Below are 16,195 nucleotides of genomic sequence, written 5' to 3' on the forward strand. Positions count from 1 at the left end.
AAAGCTCAAGTAAAATTTTAAATCTACTTGAGCCTTTTATTTAAAATAGTACCTTAGTGACCCTTAAAGTATACTACTATGAAAACTTCTTTTGCATTTATCTTATGTTTACTATATACCCTTACTTCAACGAGCCAAACCAACACCTATAGCATATCCTTTGAAAATGCGGTGCACCATGAAGCTTTTATAACTGCTACTTTTCCAGAAATAACTTCTGAGGTTTTAACCTTAAATATGGCTCGAAGTTCACCAGGCCGTTATGCCGTACATGAATTTGCTAAAAATGTGTATGGTTTTAAGGCTACCGACAGCAAGGGTAAAGCATTACAAGTAACGAGGAACAACCCATACCAATGGAACATTTCGGGTCATGACGGTGCTGTAACGGTAAACTATATTTTATTTGCCAATCGTGGTGATGGTACCTACTCACAAGTTGATGAAACTCATGCACATTTAAATATTCCGGCTACCTTTATCTATGCTCCAGAGCTTGCTGATAGAGACATAAAAGTTGATTTTAAAGTGCGTAAAGATTTGAATTGGAAAGTTGCTACGCAATTACCCAAAGTTTCTGGCACCACGTATAGCGCGCCTCATCTGCAGTATTTTATGGATAGCCCTACTGAAATTAGTGATTTTGGACTTAGAGAATTTGTAGTTACGGAAAGTAATGGCGATAAAAAAACTATACAATTGGCATTGCATCATAACGGTACTGAAGCGGAGCTAGATACCTATTTTGAAAAAGTAAAAAAAGTTGTTTTAGAACAGCAAAGTGTATTTGGCGAATTACCAGACTACGACTACAATACCTATACTTTTTTAGCTTGCTATATTCCGAATGCCTCTGGCGATGGTATGGAACACCGAAATTCTACGATTTTAACCAGCACCAGAAGTTTAGCGAATGGTGGTATGGAAGGGAATATTGGTACCGTATCGCACGAATTTTTTCATGGTTGGAACGTGGAGCGTATTCGCCCAAATGATTTAGAACCTTTTAATTTTGCAGAAGCCAATATGAGTGGCGCCCTATGGTTTGCCGAAGGATTTACCAGTTATTATACAAATCTTATTCTGTGCAGAGCAAAACTAATGTCAGAAACGGAATACGTAGAAGGTTTAACAGGAACCTTTAATTATGTATGGAATTCCCCAGCAAGGCAATTCTTTAGTCCAATTGAGATGAGTTACCAGGCACCTTTTGTAGATGCGGCAACCTCCGTTGATCCTGTAAATAGAGAAAACACCTTTATTTCATATTACTCCTATGGTAGTGTTTTAGGGCTGGCCTTAGATTTGTCCTTGCGCGAAAAAGGCTTGAATTTAGACGATTATTTTAAATTGATTTGGAAAACCTATGGTAAAAATGAAATTCCATATACGATAGAAAACTTGCATGCCAGTCTAAAAACTTATGCTGGAAATGACTTTGGAGATACTTTTTTCAACAAATACATTTACAAAAGTGAAATGCCTGATTATACCTCCTTATTAAATGCTGTAGGAGTGACCTTAAAACAAAATGCTGAAGCTCCGTATTTTGGTGCTTCCGTGGCTATAGATAAAGATTTGAATGGAGAAATTAAAACTAATTCAATTATTGGGAGCCCTGCTTATATGGCCGGTTTAGACGAAGGTGATCGTATAACAAGCATCAACAATACCCCATTTCCAAACGGCTTAAGCTTTGCCAATTATATTAAAACACTAAAGGTTGGCGATACACTTGAAATCGATTTCACTCGGTTTGGCGTAGCCAATAAAACGACAGTTACCTTGGCTTCAAGTCCTGAATATTCGATTCAATTAAGTGAAAAAAATGGAGAAAAAGTGTCAAAAAAGATACTAGAAAAAAGGAATCAGTGGCTTAAAATAGAGTAAAAGGGAATTTATTTTTTTAATTTTATTATTGTTTTTCAATAATTTTATTATATTTGTTATCGTTAAACAATAATATTTTAAGATTATGACGAAAAACAAACTATTAAATATTGTAATTATCATTTGTAAATTATTGCAATTTATCTATATCGTAACTGTCGTAGCATTAACCGCATTTTTTTTACATTTTCAAATAGATAAAACCTTTTATAGTGATGTTAACATAAATTTTAATACTACTGAATTTCAATACACTACACTTTCCACCTGGACTATAGATAGTCTAGAAAATAGCGACGAAAATCAGTATAGCTTGGATAAGATAAGTACGTTCTCATTGTATCTAATCTATCTGCAATATATTGGTGTATTAATAATTCTATTTTTAATAGCGAAAGAATTTCGGAAGGTAATTCAATCGGTAAAAAATTTAAACACTTTTAGAGATGATAACATCAAGTCTTTTAGAAAAATTGGAAGGTATATTTTTTTATATTTTTTACTGACTTCTTTTTATTTCATCCACTTCGAAACTGCAAGTTTTGGTGGTTTTAAAGTTTCATTTACACCTTTAGCTTTAATGGGTTTTGCATTTTTAATGGCCGAAATATTCAAAGAAGGAAATTCTTTGATGTTAGAAAACGACTTAACCATATAAGTATGCCCATTTTTGTACATCTAGACAGGGTATTGGCTGAACGTCAAATCAAAAGCAAAGAACTTGCTGAAGCTATCGGCATCACCGAAGCAAACTTATCTATTTTAAAATCAGGTAAAGCCAAAGCGGTACGTTTTTCGACCTTAGAAGCCATTTGCGCTGTTTTGGAGTGTCAGCCAGCAGATTTACTGGAATATAAACCATAAAAAAAGCCACACATTGCTGTATGGCTTTTCATTATTTGTAGTATGCGTTCTTAATCCGCTAAAACAATAATTTTATTATTTTTCATTTCCACCGTACCACTTGAAATAAGCAAGCTTGTAGCACTGGCCGTTGTTTTAGAAAAATTATGTTTATTAGCCTCAGCTATTTTAATAGCATTTCCTTGAATTTTAACCTCTCCTTTTTGCAATAAAGATACAATAGGTGCGTGATTCGATAACATTTGAAATTCTCCGTTAATACCTGGAACAGTTACCGAGGTAACTTCTCCTGAAAATAAGGTAGCTTCTGGTGATACAATTTCTAAATACATAGTTTTTCAGTATTCCGTATCCAGTGTTCAGTAATTAGTAAGCAAAACTGCTAACTGTGACTGAAAACTGTTTACTAGTTTTTAAGCCTCGGCTAACATTTTATCTCCAGCCTCGATAACTTCTTCGATTGTTCCTTTAAGGTTGAAAGCAGATTCTGGTAAGTGATCTAACTCACCATCCATAATTCTATTAAAGCCATTAATGGTATCTTTAATATCCACCAATACTCCTTTTAAACCTGTAAACTGTTCCGCTACGTGAAAAGGTTGTGATAAGAAACGTTGTACTCTACGCGCTCTACCTACCGCTAATTTATCTTCTTCAGATAATTCTTCCATTCCTAAAATGGCAATAATATCTTGCAATTCTTTATAGCGTTGTAATAACTCTTTTACTCTTTGGGCACAACCGTAATGTTCTTTCCCTAAAATATCTGCCGTTAAAATTCTTGAAGTAGAATCTAAAGGATCAACCGCTGGGTAAATTCCTAACTCCGCAATTTTACGAGAAAGTACTGTTGTTGCATCTAAATGCGCAAATGTCGTTGCTGGTGCTGGATCCGTTAAATCATCCGCAGGAACGTAAACCGCCTGTACTGATGTAATTGACCCTCTTTTAGTTGATGTAATACGCTCTTGCATGGCACCCATTTCTGTTGCCAATGTAGGTTGATATCCTACCGCAGAAGGCATACGACCTAAAAGTGCAGATACTTCTGATCCTGCTTGTGTAAAACGGAAGATATTATCTACGAAAAATAATACATCTTTACCTTGTCCCTCACCTGCACCATCGCGGAAATATTCCGCAATTGTTAAGCCAGATAATGCTACACGAGCACGAGCTCCAGGAGGTTCGTTCATTTGACCAAAAACGAAAGTCGCTTTTGATTCTTTCATGATATTTTTATCTACTTTGGTTAAATCCCATCCACCTTCTTCCATAGAGTGCATAAAATCATCACCGTATTTTATAATTCCTGATTCTAACATTTCACGAAGTAAATCGTTCCCTTCACGAGTACGCTCACCTACACCAGCAAATACCGAAAGACCACCGTGACCTTTGGCTATATTGTTGATTAATTCTTGAATCAATACTGTTTTACCAACACCTGCACCACCAAATAAACCAATTTTACCTCCTTTTGAGTAAGGTTCAATTAAATCGATCACCTTTATCCCTGTAAATAAAACTTCTGACGAGGTAGATAAATCTTCAAATTTAGGTGCTTCTCTGTGAATTGGAAGTCCGTCTTTACCAGCCTTAGGCAAATCACCAAGACCGTCAATAGCATCACCGATAACATTGAATAAACGACCGTAAACATCGTCACCTATAGGCATTTGTATGGCTGCTCCTGTAGCCACTACATCAGTACCTCTACTTAAACCATCGGTAGAATCCATACCAATTGTTCTTACAGAATTCTCACCAATATGAGATTGTACTTCTAGAACTAAAAGTGAACCATCTTTTCTCTTGATCTCAAGAGAATCGTATATTTTTGGAAGATCTGAACCTGATGGAAATTCAACATCAACAACGGGTCCTATTATTTGAGAAACTTTACCTGTAACTTTAGACATTACTTACCTATTTATGTTTAGAATTAAAGCGTCGAAAAAGATAATTGACTACGAAATAGTTAACATTCTTTTTCAGGGTGCAAAGATATGTTTTTACATTTAAATTAAAAATTGTTTTTTTACATTTTATTCAACCCTTTTTTTACTGGATTATATGCATAAAAAAAAGCGTCATTTTATGACGCTTTTGCTTACTAAATAAGTTTTTTTACCTTATAGATTAATACCCCAAGAGATATAGTATATAGAACCGATATTACCAGTTCCAATAGCCGTTACATACTCTTGATTAAGAATATTTGAACCTCCTATTTTAAATAAGGACTTCATACTTGGTACTGAAAAATTCACCTGTGCATCTAGCACAGTAAATGCAGGTACATCACCATCGGCAAAAGTTGCTTGCCAGAAATACGTATCCGTCCATCTGTAATTGATATTAAAGCCCACATTTTTAAAAACTTCTGTATTACCAAAAGAGGCTCTCACCTTGTGTTTCGGCGTGTTGAAACTAGGTCTAAAATCAGGAAAAGCAGCTTGGTCAAAATCAAATTCTGCATAGGTATAACTAGCGCCTAAATCAAAATTTCCTAAAACTTTAGCATCAACACCAATAGTGGCGCCATACGAATTTATGTCTGCTTCTGCATTGGTGTAGGTTTGATACGCCTGTACATCAGTGTTACTTAAAGCTGCTATGGCTACTGGCGTTGAAGTACCAGGAATAACTTCTTGTAATTCTGCATCGCCATAAAATGGTGCTACCACAGTTGTATTTGAAATAAAGTTGGCATAACTGTTGTAATACCCACTTAAATCAATACTCACTTTACCTAATTGAGCTCTATACCCAAGCTCATACGCGGTAATTTCTTCTGGCTGCACAAAATCTGTATTCACAGATTCTAGTAATGCCAATCGCTCCTGAAGTGGCAGGGCTGCTGATTCTCTAAACGCTGTAACAGAACTCAAAGACCAAGCATTTTCATAGGCATTTCTACCAGTTAAGGTTGAAGTGGTTCCTTGCCCTATGGCTTGCGCATTACCTTGAGGATTATTATTCAGTACACGAACATCTCTGTCTAAGTTTGTTGGTGCAGAACCCACTAAAATAGCTCTACCTGCATTTAAGCCAATAAATAAATCTTGTGTTGTTGGGTTTCTAAAACCTTGTTGTACCGATAACCTAACATTATGATTTTTCTTTTCTCCTAGAGTCATCACACCTGATAATCTAGGGGATAAAAATCCGTCAAAAAATTCATTCTTATCATAACGAATAGACCCTGTTAATTTTAAACGATCATCAATAAGTTTTTTCTGAACTTGCATGTAAGCCCCAAATTCACTGTACGTGATAGGACCATCTTTATCGGTAAAAATAGTACCGTTCGAGTTTAACTCGTATTCTCTAAAAGAACCACCTACTTGAATGTCGGCAAAATCTTTAGTCAAGTGCGTAAAATTATAATTACCATCGGCATGACGTAATTTGGTATTATCCACAAAACGTGCACCACCTTGATCTAAATTTCCATTCGTTATAACACTATTAAAAGCGTTCTCAAACTCTGGAGTACCAGGTAACAATCTACCTCGGTCAGCGGCTTGTCTCGCCAAGGCATGCGCCGTTGTTTCATCTAATTGAACTCCCGTACCTACGCCTAATCTAGCACCGATAAATGTTCTTGCATAATCGCCAAACCATGATGGAGTTGCAGCGTTATTTGGATCCGGAGCATCTTGTTTCCAAGACCTGTTTACATTAATTGCGGCAAATCTAGTATCATACGAATCTCCAGAATTTTCAACAGTCAAATAGCCTCTTAGGAAAAAGTTATTATTTCTGATCTCAAATTTATGCTGCTGCATGATAAAGTTCTTGATAGAATATCTATTAGTTCCTTGGTATATGGTATTACCTCTACCTACTCTACCATTGTATAAAATTTCAAAATCATCAGCGAAAGGTTTGTAGTGTACAGAAAAGTCTGTTTTTACACTTTGTGCCTCGTAATTCGCCAAATCTAACTCATCATACCCTGTCCTAGAAACTAAGGCTGAACCCAAAGTACCTGAAGGCAAAGAGTTTACCTGTCCGTTTGGACCATCAGGAACCGCTAAATCATCAAAATTTAAGGTAGTTGAAACCTCATCGCCATATACATTTAAACCATCGAACGCTGGGTTTTCTCTGGTCGCCCCTGGTCTTGCTAAATCTTGTATACTATTCGCATGCCAATCTTCCCCTTGTAAATAAGAGAAGTTTGCTTTTATCGCAAATTTATCACTAAAAGCGTGTGCTGCACGAATACCAAAATCGTAATAAGCGTTATTTCCAGCAGCTTCTTGCGAGGTATACCCTGTTTTATAATAAGCACTTATTCCCTGATAGTCAAAAGGATTTTTACTGGTCATAAATAAAACACCGTTAAAAGCTCCTGCACCATACAAGGCCGAAGAAGCGCCTGGCAGAATTTCAACACTCTGAACTTCTAACTCTGACATCCCCACTAAGTTACCTAACACGAAGTTAAGACCTGGTGCCGAGTTATCCATACCATCTACCAATTGCAAAAATCTATTATTAGCAAAAGTGGCAAAGCCTCTCGTGTTAACAGATTGAAATGTTAAACTGTTGGTATTTACATCTACCCCTTTTAAATTTTGTAATCCTGAATAAAAGGATTCAGAACTGGTATTTTTAATTTCTTTGAGTCCAAAACGCTCAACAGACACGGGTGATTCAAAAATACGTTCTGGAGTTCTAGAAGCTGAAATCACAATTTCATCTAAAAGTGTTTGAGACTCATTTAAGATAACCGAAACAACTTGATTGTTGGTCGTCACGTCTACGGATGCTTCTGAATACCCAATACTTGTTATGATAAGTTTAAATGGAGGAACTTCAGAGGTTACAAGGACAAAATTTCCATCAAAATCAGTAACTGTTCCTACTGATTTTCCTTGTATAACTACGTTCGAGCCTGGAATTGGCTGGCTATTTTGGTCCACAACAGTACCTTTTACTGTTGTTTGAGAAAAACCAAAAACTCCTAACAATAGAAAGGAGAAGTATAGAATTTTTTTCATTCGAGGGTTTTATGTTAAATATTAGTTAAGTACCGAAGATACAGAAATTTTTAAACCGACAATATGAAAATGAAAAAAATTATGCATGCATAGTACAATTTTAGCAATTGACCGCAGTTGTTTTTTAGAATATGCCAAAAAAAAGCAGGACGCCTATAGGAACATCCTGCTTTATATTTTTTTTGAATCAACTAACCTACTCTACCGTAACCGATTTTGCCAAGTTACGTGGTTGATCTACATTACAACCTCTCATCAAGGCAATATGATAGGATAATAACTGTAAGGGTATGGTAGTTAATAAGGGCGTAAGACTTTCAAAAGTTTCAGGCACCTCAATAACGTGATCCGCTAATTCGGTTACCGTGGTATCGCCTTCAGTGACAACTGCAATGATTTTTCCCTTACGCGATTTAATTTCTTGAATATTACTGACCACCTTATCATAATGCCCTTTTTTGGTGGCGATAACGATTACAGGCATGTGTTCATCAATTAAGGCAATTGGCCCATGTTTCATTTCAGCCGCAGGATAGCCTTCCGCATGAATGTAACTAATCTCTTTTAACTTTAAAGCACCTTCTAAGGCCACTGGAAAATTATAACCTCTTCCTAAATACAAACAGTTCGTGGCATCTTTATAGACCTCTGCTATTTTTTCAACCACGTTGTTGGATAGCAATGCCTTTTCAACTTTTGATGGTATATTTTCTAGTTCTGTCAAAAACTCATGCAACTTGCTTTTGGAGAACACGCCTTTTTCCTTTGCTAATTTTAATGCAATTAAGGTTAAAACTGTAATTTGAGTGGTAAACGCTTTGGTTGAAGCTACTCCAATTTCTGGTCCTGCATGTGTGTAAGCCCCAGCATCTGTTTCTCTTGAGATCGATGAACCAACTACGTTACAAACTCCAAAAACAAATGCCCCTTTTTCTTTGGCCAATTTAATAGCTGCTAAGGTATCTGCCGTTTCTCCTGATTGTGAAATGGCAATGATGACATCTTTATCTGTAATAACGGGATTCCTGTAGCGGAACTCTGAAGCATACTCTACCTCAACTGGTATTCTTGCTAAATCTTCAAAAATATATTCTGCCACTAAGCCAGCGTGCCACGAAGTTCCACAGGCCACAATGATAATTCTATTTGCGTTTAAGAATTTTTCTAAATTATCATCAATACCCGACATTTTTATGATTCCCTGATCCGCTAATAAACGGCCTCTGTAGGTGTCTAAAATAGCTCTTGGCTGCTCGTATATTTCCTTCAACATAAAGTGATCATAACCACCTTTTTCAATCTCTTCTATATTTAATTGTAGCTCCTGAATGTTTGGGTAAACTACTGAGTCGTCTTTAATTTTACGAAGTTTTATTTCTTTCCCTAAACGAATAATGGCCATTTCCTCATCTTCGAGATACATAGCATTATTGGTAAACTCTATAAATGGCGATGCATCCGATGCGATAAAAAATTCGTTCTCACCAATACCAATAGCCAAGGGACTACCTAATTTAGCAACTACAATTTCATCGGGTTTATTTTTATCAAAAACAGCAATAGCATAGGCACCAACTACCTGATTCAATGCTATTTGAACCGCTTTTCCTAGTTTTACACCTTCTTTTTTCTTTACTTCTTCGATAAGGTTAACCAAAACCTCAGTATCTGTATCTGAATGAAAAACATAACCTCTTTTGATCAGCTCTTTCTTAATAGAGTCGTAATTCTCTATAATTCCGTTGTGAATGATCACTAATTCTTCTGAGTTCGAGTAATGGGGATGAGAGTTTACATCATTCGGTACACCGTGAGTAGCCCAACGCGTGTGCCCTATTCCTAATTTACCATTTAGTGACATACTAGCTTCAGATTTCTTTCTTAAATCCTCAACTTTTCCCTTGGTTTTACTTAGGTTGATGTTTTTTCCGTCATAGATGGCAACACCTGCACTATCGTATCCGCGATATTCTAAGCGCTGCAATCCTTTCATTACAATAGGATAAGCATCTCTATGACCTATATACCCAACAATTCCACACATATTGATTTAACTATTTTAATTAATGATTTTAGTATCGCACAAAGTTATTACACTTTTCACCCAAACTGTGCAAACATTAGACGTATTACGAAAAACTACTTTAAATGGTATGTTTTTAATTAGCTTTTGTGTAAGAAATTTCTAGTTGAAGCTTTTTATCGCTATTCGCCGCGTCAACATTACTTCCATATAGTACTGTTCCAAAGGGATTTACAGTAGACATTACTGGAATTTTAGACATCACCGAAACTCCGTTTTCAATAACCATGGCATTACCCACACTACTATTGACGATGTCAGAGGTAAGTGCCAGACCTATAGAAACATTTTCAGCATCTCTAACCACCAGATTATTTATATAATCTGTAATGCGCACCTTATACTTGATCCCTTTATCATTTTCTTTACTCAAAATCCCATCGAAAAATAAGTTTTTTCTCAAGGTATTTCTTGTGTTCGGCTCACTTAATTCTGTAATTAAATTGTATAAAGGAGCATTAGTTTCTGAATTATAGAGGTACAACCTTGGTGGCTCAATAGTGCCACCAGCAGCATCTAAAGTTTCACGATCCACATAAAAAACCAGGTTTGCCTCGTTAATAATCCAATTATTACTTTTTAATTGAGAAATTATACTTTGACTGGTAGCTTCATCTTCACCAAAAAGTTTTAATTCGGCATAAGCACCAGCACCACCTTTTAAATATATACGTTCCGCATTGGAAGTAGCATTTAGTGCGTTTGTAATTTCAGAAGGATAAGCTTCATTTACAAAAGTATTCACAACATTCCCTATTAAAGGAAGCGTAGCCCCAGTTTGAGGGTTAATACCACCACCCGCAATTAATCTAAAAACATAATTATCTTCTAAGGTTTCTACGAAATCATCGGATGCATCGGTAGCGGTACCATTTGTATTCACTGCTTGATAACTATAATTCATGTTGATACTGGCACCCAACATATTTAATAGCATGTAAATGTCATCGGTAGGACTAATTGAGATATGTAAGCCTCTTAAAAAGTTTTTAAAATTTTGATTGTTCAATAATTCTTGACTACCTTCTTTGTCCAAAATATTTTCTTGAAAAAAGTCGTTACTCAAAGGCAGATAAAGACCTACACCTATTGTTGATTTAACCGTTTTACTTTCGTCTTCATCTTCAGTATCAGGATCATCCGTATTGAAAATCAAAATTTCCTTGTTCCTAACGGTAAGCGTATCAACATCAGCAATAGTTTCGGCGAGGAAACCATTAAAATCTGGTGTATTCGAAAAATATTCTTGTGATTGTTGAAAGTTGGCATTTGGATCTAAATCTCTTAAAAAATAAGTTGATCGCTGTACTTTTACATTAAACGTTTGGTTTACACCACTGCCAAAAATACTGTCTAAAACGAACTCTTTGGGGAAAGCCGCTCTATCATTTACAGGATCTTCACCATCTAAAATACCATCTCCATCTGTATCATTACTTAATGGGTTTGTATTTTGAAGGCGCTCTTGGTTATCTGAAACACCATCACCATCCGTGTCACTATTAGGATCTGCCGGATCTATATCTAAATCATCTGGTACCCCATCTTGATCCGCATCTTTGATATTCGTAAGATTTGGAATAAAGAGAAAAACACTTGTTACCGTTTCATTTTCAGCTATTCGAGTTGGGAATTCGTCATCTGCTACTTCTTCTGACGGTATAAATTTACCAAAAGTTGGATTTACTGTTGATAATTGTATTTGCGATACAATGGCAGCTGTTGTTTTACCGTAAATAGGATCTTGAAAATTACCCAATTGGTACACAGGTAGCTCATTTGTTTTAACAGCGCTTATTTTTTTATTATACGCAAAAACATCAAAATTAACTTTACCCGTTTCAAAGGGCTCTCCCCCGATTATTCCGTCGCCAATAGTCGTAATTTCCTCTTCACAAGAAGAAAAAAAAGCAATCAACATAATTCCTGATAAAACAGGAAGCGCGATTTTTTTATAAAATGTCATGTAATTTATTTTAAGACTTCAGTGTTATAAAAGTTTGCATAGGTCTCTTCAAATTCATGAAAAGGAACGTATGCTAGCACCGGTTTTTGAAGGTTGGCAATATGATTATTTAAATCTTCTGGAACATCTTCCGAGGCTAAAATAATAGCATCAGAATAATCTATCGCTACTTTTAACAAATTATTATAGTCTGGCGTCGCCAAGCCACTAAGGTGTTCTCCTGGAATACCATCAAAAGCTATTTTTTTAACTAAATCGCCACTTAAAGCACCGTCAAAACCTTTTGAATACACCGATGTTACAATCTTGCTTTCTGAAAAAAGTGGTTCATCGGCATAATATTGCTTTAAATACAATGGCACTAAAGAAGCCATCCAGCCATGAACATGAATAATATCTGGGGACCAGTTTAGTTTTTTTACCGTTTCCACGATTCCTTTTGCAAAAAATATAGCACGCTCATCGTTATCAGGAAAAAGAGTGCCGTTTTCATCCGTAAATGTAGCTTTACGCTTAAAATATTCTTCGTTATCAATAAAATATACCTGAATTCTTTCTTTTGGAATGGAAGCAACTTTTATGATTAACGGCATATCCATATCGTTAATCACTAAATTCATCCCCGAAAGTCGAATCACTTCATGCAATTGGTGCCGTCTTTCGTTAATATTGCCGTAGCGCGGCATAAAGATTCGTATTTGACCTCCATTGCTATTAACCATCTTAGGGGTTTCATAAGACATCAGGGAAACTTCATTCTCTGGCAAATAGGGTACTAATTCTGAAGATACAAACAATATCTTTTTACCATTCATAAAAATTGTTTTTTATTTATTTTATTGGCGTGATTGCAAAATTACAAAAATTATGCAGATTACGAGTAATTATCTAAGTTTGCGGGCTGTTAAATACGTCTTAATGCAATTATTACATACAAAACAAGAGTTAAAAAAGTATTTATTTCCATTAATTTCAAAGTCTAAAACCCTTGGCTTAGTGCCTACTATGGGTGCTTTACACCTAGGTCATGTCTCCTTGATTCAAAAAGCGTACCATGAAAATGAACATGTTGTGGTGAGTATTTTTGTGAACCCTACACAATTTAATAATGCCGATGATTTAAAAAAATACCCTAAAACACTAGACAAAGATATTGCCCTTATTAAAAAAGTTTCTCCTGACATCATCATTTATGCACCAAGTGTTGAAGAAATATATGAAAATCAAGTGAAGGCTGAAAAATACAATTTTGAAGGTTTAGATGTGGTCATGGAAGGTGAATTTAGAGCTGGTCATTTTGATGGCGTTGGCACTATTGTCGAAGAATTATTAACCTCTATAAAGCCTAACCGGGCTTATTTTGGTGAAAAAGATTTTCAACAGCTGCAAATCATTAAAAAATTGGTAGCGATAAAAAATATTCCGGTTAAAATTATAGGTTGTGCTATTGTAAGAGAAGAAAACGGACTAGCCATGAGTTCTAGAAATGAAAGGCTAAGCCCTAAACTGCGACAAAGAGCCTCGTTCATCTATGAAACATTAAGTACTGCCAAAGAAAAGTTTGGCACAAAAAGTGCTTTAGAGGTAACAAATTGGGTGAAAGGTCAATTTGAAAAAGAAGAAGATTTTAAATTAGAGTATTTTCAAATTACCGATATAGACCGTTTAAAACCTTTAAAAAGAAAATTAAAAAACAAACAATATAGGGCATTCATTGCCGTTTTTGCTGATGATGTTCGGCTAATCGATAACATTGCCTTGTAAATTTACTATCTTTGTATCATGCACATAACAGTTGTAAAATCTAAAATTCACCGTGTAAAAGTTACCGGGGCAGATCTAAATTATATTGGTAGTATTACCATTGATGAAGATTTAATGGATGCGGCTAATATTATTAGGGGCGAAAAAGTTCAAATTGTCAATAATAATAATGGTGAACGCCTAGAGACTTATGCTATTCCGGGCACAAGAAAAAGTGGAGAAATAACCTTAAACGGGGCTGCTGCTAGAAAAGTAGCGGTTGGCGATGTGCTTATTTTAATTACTTATGGTAGTATGGATATTGAAAAAGCAAAAAGTTTTAATCCAGCATTAGTATTTCCTAACGAACAAAATAACTTACTAGAATAAGTTGAAAAAATCCATAAAAAAAACGCTTAAAACAATACTCCCAATTACTTTGGGAGTTTTTTTAGTTTGGTATTCTTATCATGTTACCTCTCCTGAAGATAGAAAGCAAATACTCTTTTACATCAAGGAAGCTGATTTATTTTGGGTTGGTATTTCTGTGCTTATGGGTATTTTAAGCCATGTATCTAGAGCTATTCGTTGGAACTACCTATTAGAGCCCTTAGGCTATAAACCTAAGATAGCCAACAACATTCTTATTATTTTGACGGCTTATTTTGCCAATTTAGGGATTCCAAGATCTGGTGAAATTTTACGTGCAACCGCTTTATCTACCTATGAAAAAGTTCCTTTTGAAAAAGGGTTTGGGACTATTGTAACTGAGAGAGTCATCGATTTAATAATGCTTTTGCTTGTGGTCGTTATCGCATTTTTTTTGCAGACTGATATTATTCTTGAGTTTTTTAAAAATAGAGGTTTCAATCTCAACTCATTATTGCTTTTACTAGGTGTAGGCGTGGTTGGTTCAGTTTTAACTTTCTTTTTATTAAAAAAAACGAAACATCCCTTTATTAATAAAATTAAAAGCTTTTTAACTGGTTTACTACAAGGGGTTTTAAGCATTTTTAAAATGAAGCATAAATGGGCGTTTCTTGCGCATACCTTTTTTATTTGGGCAGTGTACATTGGAATGTTCTGGGTGATAAAATATACCGTTCCAGAAACCATTGCTTTAACCACTAGTCAACTTTTGGTGGCTTTCGTTTTTGGCGCTTTTGCTATGACCGCAACAAATGGCGGCATTGGCCTGTATCCTATAGCGGTAAGCAGTGCCTTAGCTATTTTTGGCATCAGCAGCACTTCTGGGGATGCTTTTGGCTGGATCATGTGGATTTCACAAACACTGATGATTGTTGTATTTGGTGCAATATCTTTTCTTGTTTTACCGTTATGGAACAGGAATAATCAATGAACTAATTACAATTAGTTCTCTACCAAATTTAACAGATGAAACCTACGCTAGTACTTTTTGTGCTCTTTTTGTGCTTTGGAGCTAAGGCTCAAGTAACTCAAGAAATATTTGAATCGTTTAAACTTCAAGAAAGGCGCGATGTTAGTTATTATTTCCCCGAAGATTATACGAAAGAAAAAAAATACCCACTTATCATAGTTCTTGATGCCGATTATTTATTTGATAATGTGGTGGCTAATGCCAAGTTTTACAGCACATTTCATGGCATGCCTCAAGCTATAATCGCAGGTATTCATCAAAGTAAAAATCAACTACGCCTTGAAGATTGTGCTTTCGATGAGAGTACTGGCTTGCCCAGCGAAAAAGCAAAATTATTTTTTGAATTTTTGGGAATGGAACTCATCCCCTATTTAGAAACAAGCTACAACACGGCCCCTTTTAAAATGATTGTAGGTTATGATATCACCGCAAATTTTGCGAATTATTATCTATTTAAGGAAGAATCACTTTTTAACTCTTATGTGGCTATTTCACCAACCTTAGCGCCTGAGATGGAAACTAGAGTTCCTGCACGATTAACTGCGATGCAAAAAACTATTTTCTATCATTTAATTACCGATGGAGAATTATCTAAAAATGATAATCAAATTCCAGTTTTAAATACGGCTCTAAAAGCGATGGACAAGGAAAATTTGCGTTATTTTTATGACAATTACAGCAATGCCGACCATATTTCTGTGGCGACCTACGGCATCGGAAAAGCATTTGATAATGTGTTTACTATGTTCAAGCCCATAAGCCCAACGGAATATAAGACTCAAATTTTAACCTCTGAAGAACCTGTTTTTGACTACTTAACAAATAAGTATGATATGATCGAAAAGCTTTTTGGTTTTAGAAAAACTGTGGGCTTAAATGATATTATGGCTATCTACGCAGGGTCTCGCAAGAAAGAAGATGTTGAATCGCTTAAGTCACTTGCCGATTTATGCAAAAAAGAGTATCCTAGCACCATGCTCGGGTTTTACTTTGAAGGGGAGTACTACGAACAAATAGGCGAACCTAAAAAAGCACTAAGAACTTTTGAAAAAGCATTTGGTATGGAAGAAATAGACTTTCTAACAAAAGATATGGCCTTAGAGAAAATAGATGCTTTAAAGGCCGATTTTGGCTATTAGATTACTGGGTTTGGCATCAAAGGTGTCAAAAGAAGATTTCTGGTTTCAAGCATTGTTAAATTAAACAAATTGTTACATTGTTACATTAATTATTAC

At 35.5% G+C, this 16,195-nt stretch carries 13 protein-coding genes; 7 read left to right on the plus strand and 6 right to left on the minus strand.

Features of this window, described 5'->3' with window-relative positions; translation table 11 throughout:
• Nucleotides 1–78: 78 nt before the first annotated feature.
• The 3 genes from GQ45_RS09235 to GQ45_RS09245 all read left to right on the plus strand — a co-directional run bounded on the left by GQ45_RS09235 (nucleotide 79) and on the right by GQ45_RS09245 (nucleotide 2,754).
• Nucleotides 79–1,890 (plus strand): M61 family metallopeptidase, encoded by a 1,812-nt coding sequence (locus tag GQ45_RS09235; RefSeq protein ID WP_047417051.1) that lies wholly within the window; start codon nucleotides 79–81, stop codon nucleotides 1,888–1,890.
• An 85-nt stretch (nucleotides 1,891–1,975) separates the two neighbouring features.
• Nucleotides 1,976–2,548, plus strand: coding sequence for a DUF2975 domain-containing protein (locus GQ45_RS09240; RefSeq protein WP_047417054.1), 573 nt, complete (start codon nucleotides 1,976–1,978; stop codon nucleotides 2,546–2,548).
• A gap of 2 nt (nucleotides 2,549–2,550) precedes the next feature.
• Nucleotides 2,551–2,754 (plus strand): helix-turn-helix transcriptional regulator, encoded by a 204-nt coding sequence (locus GQ45_RS09245; protein ID WP_047417056.1) that lies wholly within the window; start codon nucleotides 2,551–2,553, stop codon nucleotides 2,752–2,754.
• A 50-nt stretch (nucleotides 2,755–2,804) separates the two neighbouring features.
• On the opposite strand, the gene GQ45_RS09250 is transcribed toward GQ45_RS09245, so the two are convergent.
• The 6 genes from GQ45_RS09250 to GQ45_RS09275 form a co-directional block, all read right to left on the minus strand.
• Nucleotides 2,805–3,086 (minus strand): F0F1 ATP synthase subunit epsilon, encoded by a 282-nt coding sequence (locus GQ45_RS09250; RefSeq protein WP_047417058.1) that lies wholly within the window; start codon nucleotides 3,084–3,086, stop codon nucleotides 2,805–2,807.
• A gap of 81 nt (nucleotides 3,087–3,167) precedes the next feature.
• Entirely contained in the window at nucleotides 3,168–4,676 is a 1,509-nt protein-coding gene (gene atpD, locus GQ45_RS09255; protein WP_047417060.1) for a F0F1 ATP synthase subunit beta, read from the minus strand.
• 213 nt (nucleotides 4,677–4,889) lie between these two features.
• The gene (locus GQ45_RS09260) at nucleotides 4,890–7,769 is read right to left on the minus strand and encodes a TonB-dependent receptor domain-containing protein (RefSeq protein WP_047417062.1); all 2,880 of its coding nucleotides are present in this window, start codon (nucleotides 7,767–7,769) and stop codon (nucleotides 4,890–4,892) included.
• A gap of 196 nt (nucleotides 7,770–7,965) precedes the next feature.
• The gene (gene glmS / locus GQ45_RS09265) at nucleotides 7,966–9,813 is read right to left on the minus strand and encodes a glutamine--fructose-6-phosphate transaminase (isomerizing) (protein WP_047417065.1); all 1,848 of its coding nucleotides are present in this window, start codon (nucleotides 9,811–9,813) and stop codon (nucleotides 7,966–7,968) included.
• A 115-nt stretch (nucleotides 9,814–9,928) separates the two neighbouring features.
• Nucleotides 9,929–11,818 carry a DUF4270 domain-containing protein gene (locus tag GQ45_RS09270; RefSeq protein WP_047417068.1) on the minus strand — a complete coding sequence of 630 codons (1,890 nt, stop codon included), beginning with the start codon at nucleotides 11,816–11,818 and terminating at the stop codon, nucleotides 9,929–9,931.
• A 5-nt stretch (nucleotides 11,819–11,823) separates the two neighbouring features.
• Nucleotides 11,824–12,633, minus strand: coding sequence for a glycogen/starch synthase (locus GQ45_RS09275; RefSeq protein WP_047417071.1), 810 nt, complete (start codon nucleotides 12,631–12,633; stop codon nucleotides 11,824–11,826).
• Between the two features lie 103 nt (nucleotides 12,634–12,736).
• Here GQ45_RS09275 and panC point away from each other — a divergent pair, with 103 nt between their 5' ends.
• From panC to GQ45_RS09295, 4 genes are read left to right on the plus strand one after another with little or no spacing between them, the layout of a single operon-like run.
• Nucleotides 12,737–13,582 carry a pantoate--beta-alanine ligase gene (panC, locus tag GQ45_RS09280; RefSeq protein ID WP_047417074.1) on the plus strand — a complete coding sequence of 282 codons (846 nt, stop codon included), beginning with the start codon at nucleotides 12,737–12,739 and terminating at the stop codon, nucleotides 13,580–13,582.
• 18 nt (nucleotides 13,583–13,600) lie between these two features.
• A complete protein-coding gene (gene panD, locus GQ45_RS09285) occupies nucleotides 13,601–13,951 on the plus strand; it encodes an aspartate 1-decarboxylase (RefSeq protein ID WP_047417077.1) in 351 nt (116 codons plus the stop codon).
• A 1-nt stretch (nucleotide 13,952) separates the two neighbouring features.
• Nucleotides 13,953–14,921, plus strand: coding sequence for a lysylphosphatidylglycerol synthase transmembrane domain-containing protein (locus GQ45_RS09290; protein WP_047417080.1), 969 nt, complete (start codon nucleotides 13,953–13,955; stop codon nucleotides 14,919–14,921).
• 35 nt (nucleotides 14,922–14,956) lie between these two features.
• Nucleotides 14,957–16,099, plus strand: coding sequence for an alpha/beta hydrolase (locus tag GQ45_RS09295; protein WP_047417083.1), 1,143 nt, complete (start codon nucleotides 14,957–14,959; stop codon nucleotides 16,097–16,099).
• Nucleotides 16,100–16,195: the final 96 nt, after the last annotated feature.

This window comes from Cellulophaga sp. Hel_I_12 (assembly GCF_000799565.1).
Classification (GTDB): Bacteria; Bacteroidota; Bacteroidia; order Flavobacteriales; family Flavobacteriaceae; genus Cellulophaga.